22 protein-coding genes are annotated in these 20,822 nt (G+C 44.2%); 15 read left to right on the top strand and 7 right to left on the bottom strand.

The genetic code is table 11. The annotated features are described in order from the left end of the window. The first annotated feature begins 7 nt into the window (after positions 1-7). From J0M30_13860 to J0M30_13820, 9 genes are all read left to right on the top strand, one after another. Positions 8-1,525: a flotillin family protein gene (locus tag J0M30_13860; protein MBN8668580.1), complete on the top strand. Its 1,518-nt coding sequence runs from the start codon at positions 8-10 to the stop codon at positions 1,523-1,525. Positions 1,526-1,587: 62 nt separating this feature from the next. Then, on the top strand, positions 1,588-3,024 hold the full coding sequence (locus tag J0M30_13855) for a hypothetical protein (GenBank protein MBN8668579.1): 1,437 nt from the start codon (positions 1,588-1,590) through the stop codon (positions 3,022-3,024). A 180-nt stretch (positions 3,025-3,204) separates the two neighbouring features. Beyond that, on the top strand, positions 3,205-3,711 hold the full coding sequence (locus J0M30_13850) for a MarR family transcriptional regulator (GenBank protein ID MBN8668578.1): 507 nt from the start codon (positions 3,205-3,207) through the stop codon (positions 3,709-3,711). A 27-nt stretch (positions 3,712-3,738) separates the two neighbouring features. Further along, positions 3,739-4,125 carry a hypothetical protein gene (locus tag J0M30_13845; protein MBN8668577.1) on the top strand — a complete coding sequence of 129 codons (387 nt, stop codon included), beginning with the start codon at positions 3,739-3,741 and terminating at the stop codon, positions 4,123-4,125. Between the two features lie 34 nt (positions 4,126-4,159). Next, positions 4,160-4,981: a DUF393 domain-containing protein gene (locus J0M30_13840; protein MBN8668576.1), complete on the top strand. Its 822-nt coding sequence runs from the start codon at positions 4,160-4,162 to the stop codon at positions 4,979-4,981. Positions 4,982-5,102: 121 nt separating this feature from the next. Next, positions 5,103-5,468 (top strand): CoA-binding protein, encoded by a 366-nt coding sequence (locus J0M30_13835; protein ID MBN8668575.1) that lies wholly within the window; start codon positions 5,103-5,105, stop codon positions 5,466-5,468. Positions 5,469-5,689: 221 nt separating this feature from the next. Then, the gene (locus J0M30_13830; protein ID MBN8668574.1) at positions 5,690-6,157 is read left to right on the top strand and encodes a hypothetical protein; all 468 of its coding nucleotides are present in this window, start codon (positions 5,690-5,692) and stop codon (positions 6,155-6,157) included. A gap of 61 nt (positions 6,158-6,218) precedes the next feature. Then, complete coding sequence (locus J0M30_13825; protein MBN8668573.1) at positions 6,219-7,820, top strand: zinc-dependent metalloprotease; 1,602 nt, start codon at positions 6,219-6,221, stop codon at positions 7,818-7,820. Positions 7,821-7,951: 131 nt separating this feature from the next. Then, the gene (locus J0M30_13820; GenBank protein MBN8668572.1) at positions 7,952-8,425 is read left to right on the top strand and encodes a ribonuclease H-like YkuK family protein; all 474 of its coding nucleotides are present in this window, start codon (positions 7,952-7,954) and stop codon (positions 8,423-8,425) included. A gap of 110 nt (positions 8,426-8,535) precedes the next feature. Here J0M30_13820 and J0M30_13815 read toward each other — a convergent pair whose 3' ends face one another. Both J0M30_13815 and J0M30_13810 read right to left on the bottom strand, forming a co-directional pair. After that, the gene (locus J0M30_13815; protein ID MBN8668571.1) at positions 8,536-8,730 is read right to left on the bottom strand and encodes a hypothetical protein; all 195 of its coding nucleotides are present in this window, start codon (positions 8,728-8,730) and stop codon (positions 8,536-8,538) included. A 66-nt stretch (positions 8,731-8,796) separates the two neighbouring features. Further along, on the bottom strand, positions 8,797-9,435 hold the full coding sequence (locus J0M30_13810; protein MBN8668570.1) for a YihA family ribosome biogenesis GTP-binding protein: 639 nt from the start codon (positions 9,433-9,435) through the stop codon (positions 8,797-8,799). A 120-nt stretch (positions 9,436-9,555) separates the two neighbouring features. Here J0M30_13810 and ubiE point away from each other — a divergent pair, with 120 nt between their 5' ends. From ubiE to J0M30_13795, 3 genes are all read left to right on the top strand, one after another. Further along, positions 9,556-10,302, top strand: coding sequence for a bifunctional demethylmenaquinone methyltransferase/2-methoxy-6-polyprenyl-1,4-benzoquinol methylase UbiE (gene ubiE / locus J0M30_13805; protein MBN8668569.1), 747 nt, complete (start codon positions 9,556-9,558; stop codon positions 10,300-10,302). Further along, positions 10,266-11,003, top strand: a complete 738-nt coding sequence (locus tag J0M30_13800; GenBank protein MBN8668568.1) for a PorT family protein — start codon at positions 10,266-10,268, stop codon at positions 11,001-11,003. The genes ubiE and J0M30_13800 overlap by 37 nt, the downstream gene beginning before the upstream one ends. A gap of 287 nt (positions 11,004-11,290) precedes the next feature. After that, entirely contained in the window at positions 11,291-11,728 is a 438-nt protein-coding gene (locus tag J0M30_13795; protein ID MBN8668567.1) for a hypothetical protein, read from the top strand. 27 nt (positions 11,729-11,755) lie between these two features. On the opposite strand, the gene J0M30_13790 is transcribed toward J0M30_13795, so the two are convergent. Then, positions 11,756-13,405 carry a hypothetical protein gene (locus tag J0M30_13790; protein MBN8668566.1) on the bottom strand — a complete coding sequence of 550 codons (1,650 nt, stop codon included), beginning with the start codon at positions 13,403-13,405 and terminating at the stop codon, positions 11,756-11,758. A gap of 128 nt (positions 13,406-13,533) precedes the next feature. Here J0M30_13790 and J0M30_13785 point away from each other — a divergent pair, with 128 nt between their 5' ends. The 3 genes from J0M30_13785 (at position 13,534) to J0M30_13775 (ending at position 17,341) form a co-directional block, all read left to right on the top strand. Beyond that, the gene (locus tag J0M30_13785) at positions 13,534-14,877 is read left to right on the top strand and encodes a dihydroorotase (protein ID MBN8668565.1); all 1,344 of its coding nucleotides are present in this window, start codon (positions 13,534-13,536) and stop codon (positions 14,875-14,877) included. Continuing rightward, positions 14,877-16,193: a DNA mismatch repair protein MutS gene (locus J0M30_13780; GenBank protein MBN8668564.1), complete on the top strand. Its 1,317-nt coding sequence runs from the start codon at positions 14,877-14,879 to the stop codon at positions 16,191-16,193. Before J0M30_13785 ends, J0M30_13780 begins: the two co-directional genes overlap by 1 nt. A gap of 170 nt (positions 16,194-16,363) precedes the next feature. Then, positions 16,364-17,341, top strand: a complete 978-nt coding sequence (locus tag J0M30_13775; GenBank protein MBN8668563.1) for a serine hydrolase — start codon at positions 16,364-16,366, stop codon at positions 17,339-17,341. A gap of 11 nt (positions 17,342-17,352) precedes the next feature. Here the strand turns inward: J0M30_13775 and J0M30_13770 are convergent, their stop codons facing one another. The 4 genes from J0M30_13770 to J0M30_13755 form a co-directional block, all read right to left on the bottom strand. Continuing rightward, on the bottom strand, positions 17,353-18,483 hold the full coding sequence (locus J0M30_13770) for an ATP-binding protein (protein MBN8668562.1): 1,131 nt from the start codon (positions 18,481-18,483) through the stop codon (positions 17,353-17,355). Between the two features lie 305 nt (positions 18,484-18,788). Beyond that, positions 18,789-19,229, bottom strand: a complete 441-nt coding sequence (locus tag J0M30_13765; protein MBN8668561.1) for a hypothetical protein — start codon at positions 19,227-19,229, stop codon at positions 18,789-18,791. Positions 19,230-19,501: 272 nt separating this feature from the next. Continuing rightward, entirely contained in the window at positions 19,502-19,969 is a 468-nt protein-coding gene (locus tag J0M30_13760) for a hypothetical protein (GenBank protein ID MBN8668560.1), read from the bottom strand. 156 nt (positions 19,970-20,125) lie between these two features. Beyond that, entirely contained in the window at positions 20,126-20,611 is a 486-nt protein-coding gene (locus J0M30_13755) for a hypothetical protein (protein ID MBN8668559.1), read from the bottom strand. Between the last annotated feature and the right edge of the window lie 211 nt (positions 20,612-20,822).

The raw sequence follows: 20,822 nt of genomic DNA, 5'->3' as shown, positions 1-20,822 counted from the left end.
AAGTTTTATGGAACCATTGCTGGTCGTCATTGTCGTCGCGGTCGTTTTTTTATTTATTCTATTAATTTCTTTATTCAGGAGGTATAAGCGTTGTCCTTCAGACCGGATCCTCGTTGTTTACGGAAAGGTTGGGAAAGGTCCCGATGGATCTCGCACAGCTAAATGTATCCATGGCGGAGCGGCGTTTATCGTTCCGGTTATACAGGACTATGCCTTTCTTGACCTGACCCCGATTTCTATCGAAGTAAATCTGACCAGTGCGTTGAGTAAACAAAACATCCGTGTGGACGTACCCTCCCGTTATACGGTTGGTATCAGCACAGAGCCCTCTGTGATGCAGAATGCCGCTGAGCGTCTGCTGGGTTTACAAAGACCGGAGGTACATGATCTCGCCAAAGACATCATCCTGGGTCAAATGCGCCTCGTTGTGGCGATGATGGATATTGAAGAGATCAATAATAACCGGGATAAGTTCCTGGCCAATATTGCCTCCAATGTCGAAGCCGAATTGAATAAGATCGGTTTGAAAATGATCAACGTGAACGTTACCGATATCAAAGACGAGAGCGGTTATATCGAGGCCCTGGGTAAGGATGCTGCCGCCAAAGCCATTAATGAGGCCAAGATGCGGGTGGCGGAACAAGAGAGGACCGGGGATATCGGTAAAACCCTTGCAGAGAAAGACAGGGATATTAAAGTGGCTGAAATGCTCCGTGACCGCGATACAGAGGTCGCCATGGCCAATAAAGACAAAGAGATCAAGATCGCCGGCGCAAACCGGGATGAACATATTGGTAAAGCAGAAGCGGAAAGGGACAGCCGGATCAAGATGGCGGAAGCCAATGCCCTTGCTGTCCAGGGAGAAAACCAATCCAAGATCCAGATCGCCGATTCTGATGCGAAAAGACGGGAAAGAGAAGCAGAAGCACTAAAAATAGCCATCTCAGCCGAAAAAGTACAAACAGCAAAAGCTCTGGAAGAAGCCTACCTGGCAGAACAAAGAGCGGAAAATGCACGTGCTGAGAGAGACCGCGCTGCACAAAATGCGAACATTGTAGTAAGTGCAGAGATCCAAAAGCAAAAAGCCATCATTGAAGCCCAGGCCGAAGCAGAAAGATTGCGGGAAAGAGCCAAGGGTGAAGCAGATGCGATTTTTGCCAAACTGGAAGCCGAAGCCAGAGGTATGTATGAAATTCTGACCAAACAAGCCGAAGGCCTTGACCGGATCGTGAAAGCCGCCGGGGATGATCCCAAAGATGCCGTGTTATTGCTTATAGCTGACAAATTACCTGAACTGGTCAGATTACAAACCGAAGCCATAAAGAATATCAAGATCGATAAGGTGACCGTATGGGATGGGGGACAACAAACAGATGGCAAGAATTCAACAGCCAATTTCGTGAGTGGACTTTACCGCTCCGTACCACCACTTAAGGATATTTTCGATATGGCAGGCATGGATCTTCCAACTTATCTTGGCAAGAAAAATGCCGGAGATTCGAACACCGTACAATCAACGGAATAGTCCGAATAATTCCATTTCTTTGCAGCTAATACTTTAAAGACCTTTTACTTAGGTCTTTTTTTATGAAAGCTGCCTTCACCACAATAATATTGGTACTGAACCTTTGGGTATCCGCGCAAAATTACACCGCGACCAATGGATCATCATACACCGGTTCGCTCAATGTTCACAACAACCCGGCCGCCATGGTCAATGTACCCGTTAAATGGGACCTGACCCTGTTTGGTTTCCAGGATAAACACTACACCAATATTGTAGATGTTTTCAAATACTCCCTTATTTCCAATCCGGCCAATTCGGAATACCTGGTGAAAGAGGGAAACTTCAAACGCTATGGTGCCGTCAATGCCAACCTGAACCTGCTAAATGGGCGTATCGCCCTGAATAAACAGAATGCCATTGCCTTTGGCATCAATGTCAGGTCTTATACCGATGTCAAATCTTCTGTCTATAACTATATCGATACGATCAAGCGATTTGGCGAATTCTTTGGCATGAATGAAGCCAACCAGGGAATGACCGGATCGCTGGTTAACAGTTCCTGGGCTGAACTCTATCTGTCGTATGGACGCACGATCTATGAAAATGAATTCCTCCGGTTAAATGCAGGACTTACTCTCAAGGGCAACCGGGGAGTAGCCGGAATCTTTGCCAATATTGACAATGGCCGTTTTCAACGGATTCCCGCCACTGACCCCGTCGAATACCTGGTCACCAGTGCGGAGACCCGCTGGGGGTATTCCTCCAACCTCGACCGATGGGATGGCAATCAAAGTACGGGGAAGAACCTGGGTTCCTTTTTTTCTTTTACCGAAAGTGGTGCCTCCGCCGATATCGGTTTTGAACTGCTGTTAAAACCCGTCGCCCCGGAAACACCCGAAACCGAAGAAAGCTATTTTGACTATGACTGGAAGATCGGGCTTTCCTTTCTTGATCTGGGCTATACCCAATATCATTTTGGCAAATACAGCACAGCGGTAGCCAGTATACGTCCCAATGTAACAGACCTGCGCCTGGATCGTAGTCTGGACTCCACCACCAAGACCCTCCGATCTTTCAAGGACAGCCTTTCCTCTTTATACCAATTCTCTGGCACCTACGAAGGAAAATACCGGATCAACCACCCCGCCAGAATGGTCGTAAATGTTGACCGCTTTGTAACCGGATCCTTTTTTGTGAATGCCGAATTATCTGTTGACCTCTCCAAACTCCCGATCAAGGACAATATCCGGGTCAGGGATATTAACCAACTGACGATCACACCCAGATGGGAGACCAAACGAAAAGGTTTTTATATCCCTGTCTATGTCAATGACCGAAGCCAGTTCTGGATCGGTGGGGCCGTGCGCCTGGGACCCGTCCTGTTTGGGGTCCATAACCTGGCCAATATATTCTCCCAAAAGAAAATCACCCGGGGTGGCGGCTACTTCGCCATCATCCTTCGCTCCCGCGATATCACCGGATCGAGAGGGGATAGAAGGCTGGATTGCCCGAAGTGATAACGTGAGGCGCGTGAGGCGTGAGGCGTGAGACGTGAGAAGCAACTCACGCCTCACGTCTCACGATTCACGTCTCACGATTGACGTCTCACGATTGACGTCTCACGATTGACGTCTCACGTTTAAAACTTTTCTTTCAATATTTTTTGAAACTTCAGTAACAATCTCTAATTTTACACCATGAAACTCACTGAAGCCAAACAACAATTCATCAGCAGCTGGGGTGGTTTTGGTACCCATTGGGGGATCAACCGCACCATGGCACAGATACATGCCTTATTGCTGGTAAGTCCTGACCCCCTGACCCAGGACGACATCATGGAAGAATTGAACATCAGCCGGGGGAATACCAACATGAACATTCGTGAACTCATTAACTGGGGTCTGGTCGAAAGGGTGATCCTCTCCGGGGAAAGAAAGGAATATTTTAGTGCGGAGAAGGATATCTGGAAAGTGGTCAAGCAGATCGTTAAAGAGCGGAAGAAAAGGGAATTGGAACCCATGCTCGATTTGCTTAATAAGCTTGAGGCGGTTGAAGGTGACAAGAAGGATAAAAAGGTAAAAACCTTTGTGGATACGGTAAGTGGAATCAAAAAGCTTGGCCAACAAGCTGATCGTACACTCGATGTAATGATCAAAGCCGAGGAGAACTGGTTTGTAGGAAACCTGGTTAAGTTCTTTAAGTAATCATCTCCGATTTTAAAATTAATTGAAATGAAAACGATCAAACTGGCGGACCTCGTCACCAATCTTCTTTTGATCCTGGGCGGGACCATTTACTATATTCAGCAGGGAGGAACTTCTTTTATGTGGATTTATACAGTGGTTGGGGGCTGGCAAATCTTAAGTATGATTACCCATATTCTGCTGAAAGACCAATATACTCCCTCTTCGCACCGCCGTATTTACCAATTCACCATACTGGTGTTATTTCTATTGGGATTACTCTCCCTTCTACTCGGTGTCTGGGATGTTCCCTTATTCATCTTCTACCTCTACCTGATGGTATTCCTGCCCTTGATCCTGGCTCCTTATTATACGTTGATCTGTCTGGAGGAATATAAAACCCTTCGTCGCCGGGAATTCATACATCTCAAGTAAACGTTTCGTTCATCTACTTATAAAAATGACGACCATGAACAGCTCCATTCTTTTTTATGACGATCATTGCCCACTCTGTGTATGTTATACCAAATTCTTTGTCAGGACTGGTTTATTAGCCCCAGAGGAGAGGCAGGCCTTTTCTGCTATCCCTGAAAAATGGCTGTCAAAGATCGATTTTGTGAAGGGCACCAATGAGATCCCGCTGGTAAACAAAGAAACCGGCAAGGTACTCTATGGCATTGATGCCTTGTTGGAGATTCTGGGTCGAAAGATGCCTGTTGTAAAGACCATTGGGCATTGGGCACCCATCAATTTTTTACTTCGGAAATTATACAAACTCATTTCGTATAACCGCAAAGTGATCACCGCTATACCTTGCGGGCCTGGCGAAATAGATTGTTCACCTTCTTTTGACTATCGGTATCGAACATTATTTCTTTTCCTCGGGCTTCTCTTTAATACCCTTATGTTGATACCAGCCCACCAGTTGCTCCAATCCATCCCCACTTACACGCTCACTTTTTGGGAATTACAAACAGGGCATTTTCTATTGGTGGTTTGTAACCTCAGCCTGGCATTTTTCTTAAAGAAAGAGAAGGCCTTTGAATTCCTGGGGCAGGTGAACATGCTGGCGCTGACCTCCAATCTTCTGCTTATACCGCTAATCGTATCGGCAGCCTGGTTATCAGTGGTGGCGGTTAAGGTTTTTCTGGTGATGCTTGTGGTACTCGTTTTCCGGGAATATATCCGGAGAATGAGTTATGCCGGCATCCTCAAATCCTATTCCTGGATCGCCGGTGTACAATTAGGTGGGATGGCTTTGTTCCTACTCTTTTTATTTGGAAACAAGTAGTGCACTTTTTCAATCTACAGTTTCTCGCAGCGCTCGCCAAGATCTTTGCGGGGCTGCGAGAAACAAATACGCGGGGATCCGTGTAATCCCATAATTCCTCAAATACTGGTAATTTTGTAGTATGTCTGCCAAAAAAACCCTCATACTCGGCGCTTCCGACAATCCGTCCCGGTACAGCTATCTGGCCTTACAACGGTTGAAATCACATGGACACCCGGTAGAAGCTATCGGGCGTAAGAAAACCGTGGTTGGCGATACCCTGATCGGTACCGAAAAAAAGGTTTTGGAAAACATTGACACCGTTACCCTCTATCTCAACCCAACACATCAGAAAGAATACTACGATTATATCCTTTCTCTCCAACCCCGGCGGATCATCTTTAATCCCGGAACGGAGAATGATGAACTTTTATCTCTGGCACAAAAGCAGGGAATACAAACACTGGAAGCTTGTACACTGGTCATGCTGTCAACGGGACAATACTAACCATTGTAAAATTTTCATCGGGCATACCCCATCGGTACTTAGCATTTACACCACGTAGTATTACCAGTATTGTTAACCGACTATTACTGAATTTCAAAAATGCTAAGGGTAAATCATTGCATTTGCAAAAATTAATACTGATTTTTGAAATCCGTCCCCACTGAAAGCAACAGTAATAAAATTTACTGGGCAAAAATCCGTTATTATAAAAAATCCAAACAATGAAAAACCTGAAAAGAGGTTCCCTCCTCTTTGTCTGTGTCTGTTTCGTTCTGACCCTCGCGGCGCAGGACAAGCCATTACCGGTACGGGAGCCGGACCTTTCCAAACCAACCCTTTTTCAAGAATTACCATCACGGATACCCTGCTCTGTTTCAGAGCTTCAATCCCTTTTACAAGTCCAGCAAGATCAACGTGTAGATAGAAACTTCGGAAATGGATTTGATTTCCGTGGCGTGGTAACCTCCAAATCTGAGCCCGGCGACAGTACGGTGCGCAGTGTAGCGATCCGTTCGACCAATTTCAACGGAGCGCTGATGCACATCGCCCGCATAACGGAGGCCGATGGATCGGTCCGGTATACCGGAAGGATCATTAGTCTCCAGCACCAGGATGCCTATGAACTGGTGCAGGAAAAGAATGCTTATTATTTTATTAAAAAAGGTTTTTATGATTTGATCAACGAATGATCGACAGCTAGGTCCGTTTTTAATCCCTATCCGCCCTTCGAAAACGCAACCACCTACTACTATGAAAAGCATTTTACGAACCGTACTTACCGCCCTGTTCACCGCGCACCTGGTCTTTGCACAAGCCCAGGTGCCGGTGCTTAACAGCTTCCCTTCTGCCAGTGCCACTATTTTGTTGGATTTTGATGGAATGTATGTCACCGGCACCGTCTGGAATTTCTCCGGCCCCTTTTCTGCCAACACATCCGGCCTTACCAATGACCAGGTTACCGAGGTATTTAACCGTGTGGCTGAAGATTATCGTCCTTTTAATATCAATATCACCACCGAAGAAGCCAAATACACCGCTGCTCCGGCCAGTAGCCGTATGCGCGTGATCATTACTTCCTCCTACGAATGGTATGGCAGTGGTGCAGGGGGTGTAGCCTATGTAAATTCTTTTAAATGGGGAGACGGAACGCCCTGTTTTGTTTTCTCTTCTTTGTTTGGATATAATGTAAAAAATATTGCCGAAGCCGTTTCGCACGAGGCCGGGCATACGGTCGGACTTCGCCACCAAAGCACATACGATGGTGCCTGTTTTAAAACCTCTGAATACAATTGGGGGCAGGGAACAGGTGAAATTGGTTGGGCCCCGATCATGGGTGCCGGGTATAACCAGAATATGACCGTATGGCATAATGGACCTAACTCATTTGGCTGCGCCAGTATCCAATCCGATCTGGATGTGATCACGAGCAGTTACAATGGATTTGGTTTCCGGACAGATGACAACGGTAATAACTTTGCCGCTGCCACCAACCTGAGTTTTGATGTATCCGGGCAATTCACCATCAACGGTGTAGTGGAACGTACAACCGATATCGATTACTATGAGTTTAACCTCCCCGAATTCGGAAACTTCACGCTTGATGCCATTCCCTACAATGTTGGCACGGGTAATGCCGGATCTGACCTGGATATGAACGTGGTGATCTACGACCAATATTTCAATGCCCTTGGCACCTATAATCCCGGTAATCAACTCAGTTCTCTTATCGACACAATTTTATCTGCAGGCACTTATTATATCAGTGTAAATGGAGATGGAAATATGTATGCTTCAGAATACGGCAGTCTGGGCTCTTATTCTTTACAAGCCGGATTTATTGATGGTACCCTGCTCCCCATTCAAGACCTCAGGCTCAATGGTATTGCAGACCAGAACCTGCATAACCTGGAGTGGTCCATTCTGGCTGATGAGCCGATCTCCCAATTAACGATACTCTACTCCACCGATGGACGCCAATTCAAAACGCTGGTCAATCTAAGTCCGGATAAAAGAAATTACTCCTGGTTCTTTAACGAAAACAAATCCATTCAATACCGGATCATGGCCACCCTTGAAACCGGTCGCAAAGAATACTCCAATACGATCATCCTCCGTTCCGGTAGCTTTACCAAGCCAACGCTGATCGGCAACCAGGTACGGTCTACCTTGTCGGTCAACAGTCCTGGCGATTACCAATTCCAGGTTCTCGACTATAATGGACGATCCATTCGCACCGGAAAGATCCAGAAAGGGTTCAATTCCATTGAAACGGGTTCGGGTGCATCTGGAATCTACCTGATCCGCTTTATGGGAAATGGGCAGGTTTGGACAGAGAAATTCTTCAAAAACTAATCCATAAAGACTACATAGTAAAAGCTAATAGCCTTGCGCTATTAGCTTTTTGCATTAGGTTAATCCACATTTAATAAACAAGATTCCTCAAATCCGGAGGTTTTTCGATAACTTAGGAAAACCTCTTTACTATGCGTTGGAGAAAATTTAATGGCGAAACCATTGATCTCCCCATCTACCAGGCCGTTGAAAACGCCATCCGGCGTGAGACGGAAAAAGGTTTCCACTTAAAGGTTTGCATTGGCACTGACTCTCAGGTGAAAGGACAGGAGACCGAATTTGCCACGGTCATTGTCTTTTTGCGCGAGGGGCACGGAGGGTTCATGTTCATACAAAATGACAAGACCCGTCAACGCTTTACCATCAAGGAACGGATGCTGACTGAAGTAGCCAGGAGTATTGAGATCGCGTATGAGCTTTGCAATTTGTTCACTATTTACAATGTGGACATGGAAGTGCATGCGGATATCAATACTAACCCGCAATTCAAAAGCAATGATGCTTTGCGGGAAGCCATGGGATATATCCTGGGTATGGGATTTGCTTTCAAGGCCAAACCGGAGGCTTTTGCAAGCAGTAGTTGCGCCAACAAGATCGTAAACTGATCCCGCCCCGGTTTCGATTGATTTCTGCCGGGAAAAACGGCAGCAAATACCTGTCACCCCAACGCAACCGTTTTGTTCAAAAAAATAATCTGAAATTTTACATTAATTGATCAGCGTAAAAACTCTGTGCTTGCCGAAGCATCGGTAGTAGAGTCAGGCTGATTGGACATGAATAGAGAGGGGCTGGAACTGGTCTTCTGAAGAACTCCCAGTTTCTTTGTGTCTTCATTCGCTACGTAGAAGAAGAAAAGGGCGACTCCAAACAAGGCTAGTACAAGGATCTTTTCAGAGAGTAATCTTTTCATATGAAGGTTAAATCCGGGGGCAAGATACTCAAATAAGCCTATAAATCGTTGGAAAATGCCCTGTTTTCAAGGGGTGTGGATATTATCACTGTTGTTCAAGTCATTAATGTAGTCGAGAATTTCCTCCCGACCCAGTTTAGTAAGCGCAGAGGTAGTGAACCAGGGAGGCAGCGATTCCCAATTCTCTTTCATCTTATCCAGAAAAGCATTGATATTACGCTGGGTGGCCATGGGTTTATTCTTATCGGTCTTGGTAAATACGATCGAAAAAGGGATACCCCATTTACCCAACTGCTCTATGAACTCGAGATCGATAGCCTGAGGAGTATGCCGGCTATCAATCAGGGTAAATACGTTCACCAGGTTCTCCCGTTTGCGCAGGTAATTCTCGATCATTTGTTCCCAGCGACGGCGGTCCTTCTGCGCTACTTTGGCATAGCCATAACCGGGAAGGTCAACCAGATACCATTTTTGTGCCTTGGACCTCTCCCCTTTTTTAGATAGAATCTCAAAATGGTTGATCAATTGTGTTTTTCCCGGGGATGCAGAGGTTTTTGCCAATTTCTGGTTGTCACAGAGCATATTGATAAGGGAAGATTTACCCACATTGCTCCGGCCAATAAAGGCATATTCCGGTCTGTCGGGTTTGGGGCATTTGTCCCAGTAGGCGGAGGAAATGAGGTAGGTAGCTGAATGAATCTGCATATAGAGTGATGATGGTGGACGGATGACAGATGACGGATGACGGTCCAACATCCGTCATCTGTCATCTGTCATCTCTATTCTGCAAGATAACCGATATTTTCCTCCTAACTTTGCGCCGCTATGCAGCCACACGATCATATTAAACCCTTTTCGGAATCGAGCAAGGGCAAGAAGGAACAGGTAGAGGAAATGTTTGACCGGATTGCCGGTCGATACGACCTGATGAACCGGTTTTTATCAGCTGGGATCGATATTGGATGGAGGAAAAAAGCCATCCGTATTTTGCAGGAAGACCAGCCAAAACAGATACTGGATGTGGCTACCGGCACAGCGGATATGGCCATTCTCACCTGTAAAATGTTAAAACCCGACAAGGTCACCGGTATCGACCTTTCGGCGCAGATGCTGGACATTGGCAGGCAAAAGGTTGAAAAAGAAGGGCTTACAAATCATATACAATTGCTAAAAGGCGATGCGGAGGCAATAAATTTTCCTGATGCGTCGTTTGATGGCATAATGGTTGCGTTTGGGGTACGCAACTTCGAGAATCTGGAAAAGGGACTGGGCGAATTGCTCCGCGTCCTGAAGCCAGGTGGGAAATTGGTTGTGCTGGAGTTTTCCAGGCCAAGGAATTCGGGATTCAGAAAGATTTACAACCTGTATATGGGTTTGGTGGCCCCGCAAGTGGCCCGTTGGCTGAAACAGAACAAGGAAGCCTACGAGTACCTGAAAGAATCATCTGCCGCTTTCCCCGATCGAGCTGATTTTGTTAACCTGTTAAAGAGTACCGGTTTTACCCAAACGGGGTTTAAACCGCTAAGTTTTGGAATATGTTGCATCTACAATGGAAGAAAGTCCGCAAGCTGATCCCTTTCGTTTTGATCCTTGGATTCACCGGGTCCTTTTCTCCCATTGCCGCCCAAATGGTTGAACTCAACCAACCTGACCATGATGCCAAACCTTATTATTTTGGTATCACCCTGGGTTTTCAACAAGCCAGTTTTCATGCAGAAAAACACCCCCGGTTCCTTCAATATGATTCCGTGATGGTGGCCCAACCATTGAATGCCGTAGGTTTTCAACTGGGTTTACATGCTACCGCACCGATTACCAACCGCCTCGAAGCCCGTTTCAACCCCACCCTGATGTTCAATCAGCGGAATATCGCCTATACCCTGAAATATCCCGATCCCCTGGACGGCACCAATATCACCAAAAACATAGAATCGGTGATCTTCTCGTTTCCTTTTCAATTAAAATTCAATAGCGACCGGATCGGCAACTTTCGGGTATATATGCTCGGAGGGGTTAAAGCCGATCTCGATCTTGCCGCCAATGCCCGCGCCAAAAGGGCCGAAGACCTGGTCAAACTCCAAAAGTTCGATTATGGCGTGGAAGCAGGAATCGGTTTCAATTTCTATTTCCCCAGTTTTATCTTCTCCCCGGAGATCAAAATAAGCAACGGCCTGCGGAATATCCATAGCCGTGATGAATCCCTGAAATACTCCAATATTTTTGACCGGATCCAGTCAAGAATGATCATGTTTAGCATCCATCTCGAAGGATAGTTTCCACCACTTTGTTGTCGTGTATTTTGTCGTGTAAATGCTGTTTTCTGGCATTTAGTTTTCAGTCAACTTTGTGATATAATCGGATTGAATCCTAAACAAAATAAATAAACGAGTTATGGTACCGAGGTACTTTAATTATTTTGACGGGGCGACATACAAAGTTCTTACAGCACGCCAATTTCAGGAATTCGCAAAAAAAAATAAGCTGATAGCAAAAAATGCAATTTTTATCCCCCCAAGGATTGGAAGTAACGGATTTGGAAAATTTTATATAAGAGAAGGTTATGTCTCATCACCAAAAATATTCAAATCAGCCACCGAAATCTGGCTTTGAACGGGAATTTTTTAATTCCATTATCCAACAACAAAAAAGAAGGTTTGATCTGGAAGAAAAACAGATCGAATTAGAAGAGAAAAAACTGGAATACAATACAAAACTTTCAGAACTGTCCTTACAGTATGAATCTGAAATGCAAAAAAATAAATCTACAAATTATAGAAAAGTGATAATAACTCAAGGGGTTATCGTCACTATAATTGTTATTTTGTTTTTATCCTTTATTGGGTTTGCATTAATGATAGGAAAAGATGCAATTGTCAATCAGGTCATAATATTCTTTACGCATTTAGTAACCCTCTTGATTGGTATGTTTCTTGGAAACAAACTAAACAAAAATTCAATGGTGCTTGAAAACAGGACAGATATGCATGTGGATATCTAACCTCGTTGAATTTCAATTTTGTTATAATCAAAACTCAAACTCTCTCCTAAAAGCATTCCATCGTACTCCAACCGACAATATCTTGGCAGAACTATTTCGGGATGAATTGGATGGTACATCAAATTTGCGGTAAACTCCTTGCGCTTCTATAAAAAGATTGGGGCGTAGTTCATACGACAGTAAGAAAGAACCATACATGGATTTGGCCTCTGTACCCGAGCCAATTTCATAACCATAATCACCCACCCTGAACGGCGGTATATTTGGCAAAAAGATATTGCTGCCAAAACTCTGCGCTCCAACATTCAAACCCTGCTTCCAACTCATCAACTTCCCTAAGATCGTCCAGCGTGGTGCCGGTTGATAGCGAAGGATGGCAATAACCTCATTGAAGTTGGCCCCCAGGGGATGAGCCAACGGTTGGTTATAATGGGTATAGTTGGCCACCGAATCACGGTGCGAATAGGTAAACGGACGCACCCTGTTCATTTCCACCTGCAGGTCCAGGTTATCAATCCCAAATGCATCAATGTATTTCGCACCTAATTGAAGTCCCCATTTATTGGCCCACCATCCGTCATTCCGCTTGATCTGTGCCAGGTTGAATTCGTCCAACAGGAATTGCCCATACACCTGAAACTGTTTGCGGATATTCGCTTTGAAATCAAGTCCAGCCACCGAGTTATCAAAACTTCCGTTTTGCTGCTCAATGGAACGATAGAAAATTACCGGGACAAGGTAGCCAAACTCAAACCGGTTGCTCCGGCCAAAGACCACCCCTTCAAACAGCCCCACATTGATGGATTTGGTCAGCTGCACATCCAGGTGGTGCATCGCGGCATATTTTTTCCGGAGTAACCGGTCCGCAGCGCGTGGCTCTGTCTGGGTCAATTCCATAAAGATGTTCTGGTAATTGAATTTCCAGATCCGGGTATTGAGTTTTAAGAAAAGTGTATTCTGACTAAAATCACTCAGGAAAAGGCTACGGTACCCATTGCCGATAAAATTGCGGTCATAGCCAAAAGTGATATCAATGTATTTCGCGGCATTAAAGGTGAAGTAACCTCTGGCATCAAAATAATCAAACCCCGTACCCTTGAAATTTTTATAATAACCGCCGCCGGGAACAGATTTAAAACTATCCTCCCAGGCCTGCACATAGAAAGGATCCCGCTCCTGGTTCTCGGTCAGGTACGCGGCAAACCCGATCTTATTCGAAATTCGTCCCCTCAACGCCAGGCCACGAGTATTTTGAAAAAGCGTCTCATCATTCCCACTCTCCTTCATATACCTGAACTGGATCACCGGATTGATGACCAGATCAAAATCTTTGATGTGGACCTCATACAAATTGGATGGAGTCTGGTAAAAACGTCCCAAAGGTTTGCGACTCGCCAGCCTGAGCCGGACGCTATCGGGCAGCTCCTCGATGTTGTCCTGCAATAAACCCTGGATATTATAGGCATCTGTTTTGGAGAGTGACTGCATACCCACATGCTGCTCCCATCTCCCCACTGCCCCTGCCGCATATCGACGGGTGAGATAGCGGTTCTTGGAGAAATTCAGGACAGAATCCTTTTGCGCTTTGATCTCCAGCCTTTCCAGGATGATCTGGTCTTTGGAACCTTGCTGAAGAAAAGTGGACTGGGCAAATGCCGTAGCCGATGAAATGGCCATTGCCAAAACGACAAGGAGGGGGCGTTTTTGATTAAATTGCATGTGATATTGAATTGAAGCTGGTGACAAGTTAGCCAAATAATGGCTCACGGAAAGCCCTGAACACACAGAAAAATATTTAACGAGATATGGGTCAATATATTATAAAGAATGCCCGGATTGTTAATGAGGGAAGCATACAGGAAGGTGACCTTTGGATAAAAGAGGGCCGGATCGAACAGGTAGGCGGGGTCATTTCCGGAGGAAATACAAAGGCGGAAGAGATCGTTGCTGATGGTAAATACCTGCTCCCGGGCTGTATTGATGACCAGGTTCATTTTCGGGAACCCGGTCTTACCCACAAGGCCAATATCTACACTGAAGCCAGGGCTGCAGTGGCCGGTGGGGTGACAAGTTTTATGGAAATGCCTAATACCATCCCCAATGCCCTGACACAGGAATTGCTTGAAGATAAATATGCCATCGCCGCCCGCTCCTCCCTGGCCAATTATTCTTTTTTTATGGGGACCGGGAATGACAATGCCGATGAAGTACTCAAGACCAATGCCCGCAAAAAGGATATCTGCGGGGTAAAGATCTTTATGGGTTCTTCCACGGGCAATATGCTGGTGGATAATCCTAATACACTGGATAAAATATTTCGCGAAAGCGAAGTCCTGATCGCCACCCATTGCGAGGACGAACGGATCATTCGACTGAACAAAGAAAAAAGAATGGCCACCGGCGAACCCCTCACACCTGCCGATCATCCGGTGATCAGGGATGAGGAGGCCTGCTACGAATCTTCGCTGATGGCCATTCAGATCGCCAAAAAATATGATACCCGGCTCCACATCCTCCATATCAGTACCGAAAAAGAACTGGCCCTGTTCACCAATATGTTTCCCCTGAAACAGAAAAGGATCACCGCCGAAGTATGTGTACACCACCTGCATTTCACAAGTGATGACTATGCCACCCTGGGCAACCAGATCAAATGCAATCCGGCGATCAAAGCGCCGCATAACCGTGATGGATTATGGAAGGCCCTGCTGGATGACCGGTTGGATGTGATCGCTACCGACCATGCCCCGCATACCTGGGAGGAAAAGAATGAGCCCTATGAAAAAGCACATGCCGGTTTACCGCTTGTACAGCACTCGCTCAACCTGATGCTGTACTATCACCATCAGGGAAAGATCAGCCTGGAAAAGATCGTGGAGAAAATGAGCCATGCCGTGGCGGATTGTTTTGAGATAAAGGACAGGGGCTATATCCGCGAAGGCTATATGGCCGACCTGGTATTGGTTGACCTGGAACAACCCTGGCAGGTAAACAAGAAGAATATCCTGTACAAATGTGGCTGGAGCCCGTTGGAAGGTTTTAACTTCCCGGCCTCGGTGACACATACCTTTGTAAACGGGCATTTGGTATATGGAAACGGAGTGATCAATGAATCTCAATGGGGACAGCGTCTCCAATTCAACCGATAATGCAAATTGACAAACAGACCTTCAACGACATTGCCATCTTCCAAAACGAAGAAGAATTCTCCATTTTTCATAAACTCAACTTCACCCGCACCAATTATGGCCGTGAATGGTTGAAGTATTTTTTCAACGAACCCCACTCCGATCTCAGGCGTATTCTGGGTACCCAGAAGATCATTCAAACCCTTTCCGAAAAACTCGATCAATGGCCTGCCAATATCAGCAATGGTACGCTCCTGGTCATGGAAAAATACCTGGATTACAGTCTCGACCCCATGCCCGAGCATCCCAATCCTATCAATTCCTTTTTCTACCGGGCCCTTCACTCGGAAGACTATTCCATGATCAAATATTCGGTCAAACATTTTGCTGATTTTTTTCAGGGCATCCGGCAACTGGGATTATTGTTTGAGCATGTGGACCTGCCCGCTTTTTTCAAGATCTATATTGACCGTTTGCTCCAATTACTCCGTGAGCCCGCATTGGAGAAACTCGCCGCTCAACATGCGGATTCGAAATTGACACCGCTTGAAAATATTTACTTTGGGTATCAATTGCGCAACCGGTATAAGACCAATACCCTGGAGTTGATCGACATATTTGGGCGACTGGATGCCTGGTATTCCATGGCGCATGCTGTAAAGACCTTTCAACTCAGTTTCCCCACCTTTATTGAAAGCGATGCGGCAACAGTAAGGGCAAAGGGGTTGTATCATATCCTGCTTCCCCGTCCCACAGCCTATGATGTGGACCTGGACCCTTCGCAGAATTTTTTGTTTCTCACCGGAGCGAATATGGCGGGCAAGAGTACCTTGATCAAATCCATGGGGGCAGCGGTCTTTCTCGCCCATATGGGAATGGGAGTACCAGCCAAAGAATTCACCCTTACGTTGATGGATGGGTTACTGACCAATATCAATGTGATGGACAATATTGCCAAGGGCGAAAGCTATTTCTTTAATGAAGTACAACGCATCCGGCATACGATTGAAAAGATCAACAATGGCCGGAAATGGTTGGTGTTGATCGACGAGTTATTCAAAGGCACGAATGTCCAGGATGCGATGAAATGTTCCCTTACCGTGATAAAGGGGCTTATCAAGATCAAAAACTCGCTATTTATTTTATCCACTCATCTATATGAGATCGGGGAAGAATTGAAATCCTATCCCAATATCAGTTTCCGGTATTTTGAAACCAATGTAACCGACGAGCAGCTTGAATTCTCTTATCAACTGAGGGAAGGCATCAGCAACGACCGGCTGGGGTATCTAATTTTAAAGCGGGAAAAGGTGGTCGAGATGTTGGAGAGGCTTTAAATAATATTAATTCTTTCTGTTCGTTAAACGTTGATCTCATATTTCTGTCTATAGGTTTGATTTTTGAGATTCAATACTTTATGAAAAATACGACCCTACTCTCCCTCCTGATCACCCTTTTTGTAACGGGGTGTACCAAGGATGACACTAATCCCCCCGCCGCGGAAACCATGTATTTCCCTGCTTTAACCGGCACCACCTGGGAAACAAAAACCGCAGCCAGTCTGGGCTGGAAAACGGATTCCATTCAAAAATTGAAGGATTTTCTCGCACAAACCAATACCAAATCATTTATGATCCTGGTAAATGGACGGATTGTGATGGAGGAGTATTTTAATGGCCATACTTCCACCGATCAATGGACCTGGAACAGTGCCGGTAAAACCCTGGTAGCGACTACAACAGGTATTGCCCAGCAGGAAGGATATTTAAACATTAGCGATAAGGTATCGCAATATGTTGGTACGGGCTGGACAAGCACTCCGTTGGCAAAAGAAAACCTGATCACTGTAAGGAATCTATTGACCATGACCTCCGGGTTGAGTGATAGCAGTAATTTCGTCATTCCTGCCAATCTTACCTATATGGCCGATGCCGGAAACCGCTGGGCCTATGGAAATGTATTTCAGGAGTTGATGGATGTGGTTGCGGATGCCACCAACCAGAGCTTTGAGGCTTATTTTTCGGCCAAGCTGAAGAACAAGATCGGCATGGATGGTTCATGGAATTTCGGGCCCATATTTAAAATTTATTCCAGTAACACCCGAAGCATGGCCCGCTTTGGCCTGCTGGCTTTGAATAAAGGCAAGTGGAATACCGAGCAGGTGGTGAATGAAACTTATTTTACAGAAAGTACCAATACCTCCAATACCTTGAACCCATCGTATGGTTATCTGTGGTGGCTGAATGGAAAAGGGAAGTATATGGTTCCCCAAAGTCAGGTGGTTTACAACACGAACCTGGTCACCAATGCGCCAAATGACATGTTTGCCGCTATGGGTGCACAAGACAACCGCATCTATATCATTCCGAGCAAGAAAATGGTCATTGTCAGAATGGGTGATTTTAGTGATCCCAACAATCCGGTTTTTGCTGTATCGGGATATGATAATAACTTATGGGCGAGGATCAATGCGGTTATTAATTAATTTCCTTTCACCTAGGCCCACTCATACACCGGGACTGCCAGTATGGTTTTACCATTCCGCTCGAATTTGTCTTTCTGGTCAAGTGTAATGATCCAACCCGTATCCATGGAGAAAAACTCAAGCGCCTCGAATAAACCATTTAACTCACGATCCTGGTTATCCGGATTTAAATGATAACATACCTGAATACACTTAGAAACCTTTCCTTTTTCTGACACGACAAAGTCACATTCCCCCTTTTCAGAAAAATAACTGATATCGTGATAAGATCTTCTCAAATGAAGAAAAACCATATTCTCCAATTTCCGTCCATGATCATCATTGAACGACAATGAATTGACGTGAACCAACCCTGTATCTACCGCATACACCTTCCGGGGATTGATTGCCTGGGCTCTGAGTGAATAGCTGAATTTGGGTATAAAAAATAGCAAATAGGCATCTTCCAGATAGGACATATGTTCCAATATGGTGCTGGTGGCTCCGAGATTGATTAGTGATTTAAGGTTTGACGCTGAAACTGGTTTGCTAATATTGGTGATCAGATATAAAGCCAGTCGTTGTAAAGATCGAATATCGCGAATGCCATGGCGTGCGGCTATATCTCGTACAAGAATGTCATTAAATAGCTGTGTTAAAATCTCTTGATTCCCACTAACTACATATTCCGGGAAGCCGCCTGTTTCCAGATACGTTGATGCGGAAATTTTTGATTTCTTTTCTTTTCGGAATTGACAGAACTCCTCAAACGAAAAAGGAAACAATTCCCGGGAAATTTGTCTTCCTGTTAGTTTGGTTCCCAATTCCCTGCTCAGCATGGATGCATTTGAGCCCGTCAGGATAACTCTGAACCGTTGGTCCACTTTTTGTCGAATATATCTTTCCCATTGGTCAATGACCTGGATTTCGTCAAAAGCCAAAACACGGATTTTGCTTTCCTGTATATATTCATCCAGTTTAGTGAAATCCTTTAATTCAAATTCATATAATCGAGGGTCTTCAAAATTCAAATAAAGGAAATTAACATGTCTTTCTTTCAGGAATTGGGAAACAAGGGTGCTCTTCCCACATCGCCGAACACCGGTTAGGATCAAGGCATGGGTTTCCATATCAGGAAGTTTATCCAGTTCCATTCGGAGCATCCCCCTTGTTATATGGTTAAGATTAACTTTCTGACTTTCAATAACTTCTATTATATTATCTAATATCAAAAATATTTATTTGATACTAAACTACACTTTTATTTGATACTAACAAACAAATTTAGTTGACATAATTTATCTGGCCGCAAGACTTAAAAGGGCTTCAGAAGCACAAGATGAAGGCGACTGACCGCAGCCAAAAACTATGACAGCGGGTGCGAAGCAAAAAACACAGTCCTATTTAATCTGGACTGTGTTTTAGCTGGCGTATGTTTTTGTTGGCAAGGGAGGGAGACCGAGACTTATTATCCATCAATCTCATCTAATCCTGTATATACAATTATGCCGTTATATATAATAATATCAAAGTATCTATTACCAATATCTTTAAAATCCTTGATATCCCCTTCATAATGAACATAATATCGGTAAAGAGTCTCTCCTTCTTTTAAATACTTCCCCCCTTCAAACACAAAATTAGGCTTTCCAAAATACGTCGATACATCTGCCCATTTTCTCCCTCTAAAACATGTGCTACAGTTAGCTAAATACTCGTTCGCGAACAAATCTCTAAATCCAGTCCTCGTCAAGCTATCTTGAATCCAATATTTGGAATTATATCTCAAAGCGTCAAAACAAGCGACAGGTTTTGGATTTGTATAACAAGTATCCTTTGGCATTGTTTGTGAATGTACTCTTTGCTTACTTAGCATAAATAACATTACCAAGAAAAATACCCTTAACATAAAAAATATTTTGGTTATTAATTGTCAGACCCCGCTCTCCTGAGTCTTCCCGTACCTTTTCAAAAAACAGAAACCCGCTGGCTGTTGTCTTATTAACTCCAAAATAACACAATTGTAGTTAACCAGACTACGGCCCATCCACACCACCGCTTTGAAAAAAATTCAATTATAATCTATGCGCCTCTGTTGTTATTTCTTACCCAAATCTCTTAAAAATTATTTAGCTGGCATATGATTTTGTTGGCAAGGGAGGGAGATCGAGACCTATCCACCTATTCTGGAGCCCATCCTTTCAGAGTTCCCTCAGTAATATCAATCCAACCACTATCAGGAAAAGATCGAATATAGTCAGGCACCGGGTGATCAAAGAGAAGCTTGCCGTTACTTGGATTATTTGTAGAAAATTCAACAAAGAATCTGCCCCCATTGGGAGTTACATCCTTTTCGTATGAAGCTCCAATACTTTCAGTTCCCTCGTATTGTTTCCCCAAAACTTCGTAGTAGAAATTAACTGTAGGTTGTGAGCTTCTAATATTATGATGTTTAACCCCGGTCACTCCTATTGTATAACGGTGATCTCTTTCTCTTTCTGAATTCAATTTTTGTTTTTTACTTCTATTACAAAGGCCTATTGACAGTAATAATAAAGCAAATAAAACACTTGCTATAACCTTACCCCAATGCAACTCACTAGTGCCTTCCTTATAGAAGTTTCTTAACAAATCATTTATTGCAGTCATTCCTATATTTTATGAATTCTTACTCTGAACATTTTTTGAGCTAAAATCTATGCCAGCGGATGCAAAGCAAAATACCCAGTCCCATATTATCCGGACTGTGTTTTAGCTGGCGTATGTTTTTGATGGCAAGGGAGGGAGACCGAGACCTATTCTACCCTACCATTTTGAAACACCACCCCCTAATAAATATCTAAGACCACCCATTATTGTATCCTTATCAGATTCATCTATTCCAAATGCCACTGGAATACCCTTATCGTTTACTTTGATAATAATATCATAATAGCTACTAGTCGAATATGTCGATACCATTTCCTTAATTTCAATTGACCCAAATGCAATATTCTCAGTTGCAACGGTACCATTAATACAAAATCCATCGTTTATTTTCTCAAGTAAAAAATCATTTTTCGACAAACTTTTTCTTTTTCTAATAATTACAAAGGAAAAAACAATAGCCAAAGTCCCAATAACAGTTAATTTACTCATCATGCTACTTTCACTCATTGAATACATAAAATACATAATCACCAAAAAACCTACACTATAAATCGCTAATTCCAGTCGATAAAGCCAAAGTACCTTTCTGTTCTGTTGAATAGAGAACGAGGTTGAATTGTACTTAATCACGATAATTTTCATCCTTATTGTTTTAACAAGTTAACATCCTGACCTATGGCACCCCTGCTCTCCTGAGTCTTCCCGTACCTCTTTAAAAAACAGAAGGCTGGCCGTTGTCTTACAAACTCCAAACTATCACAATTGTAGTTCACCAGACTATGGCCCATCAAAACCACCGCCTTGAAACAAATTCAATTATAATCTCTGCGCCTCTGTGGTTTTTTCTTACCTA

Source organism: Chitinophagales bacterium, assembly GCA_017303415.1.
GTDB lineage: Bacteria > Bacteroidota > Bacteroidia > Chitinophagales > Chitinophagaceae > SpSt-398.
The sequence above is the reverse complement of the archived record's forward strand: the minus strand, read 5'-3'. Positions and strand labels throughout refer to the sequence as shown.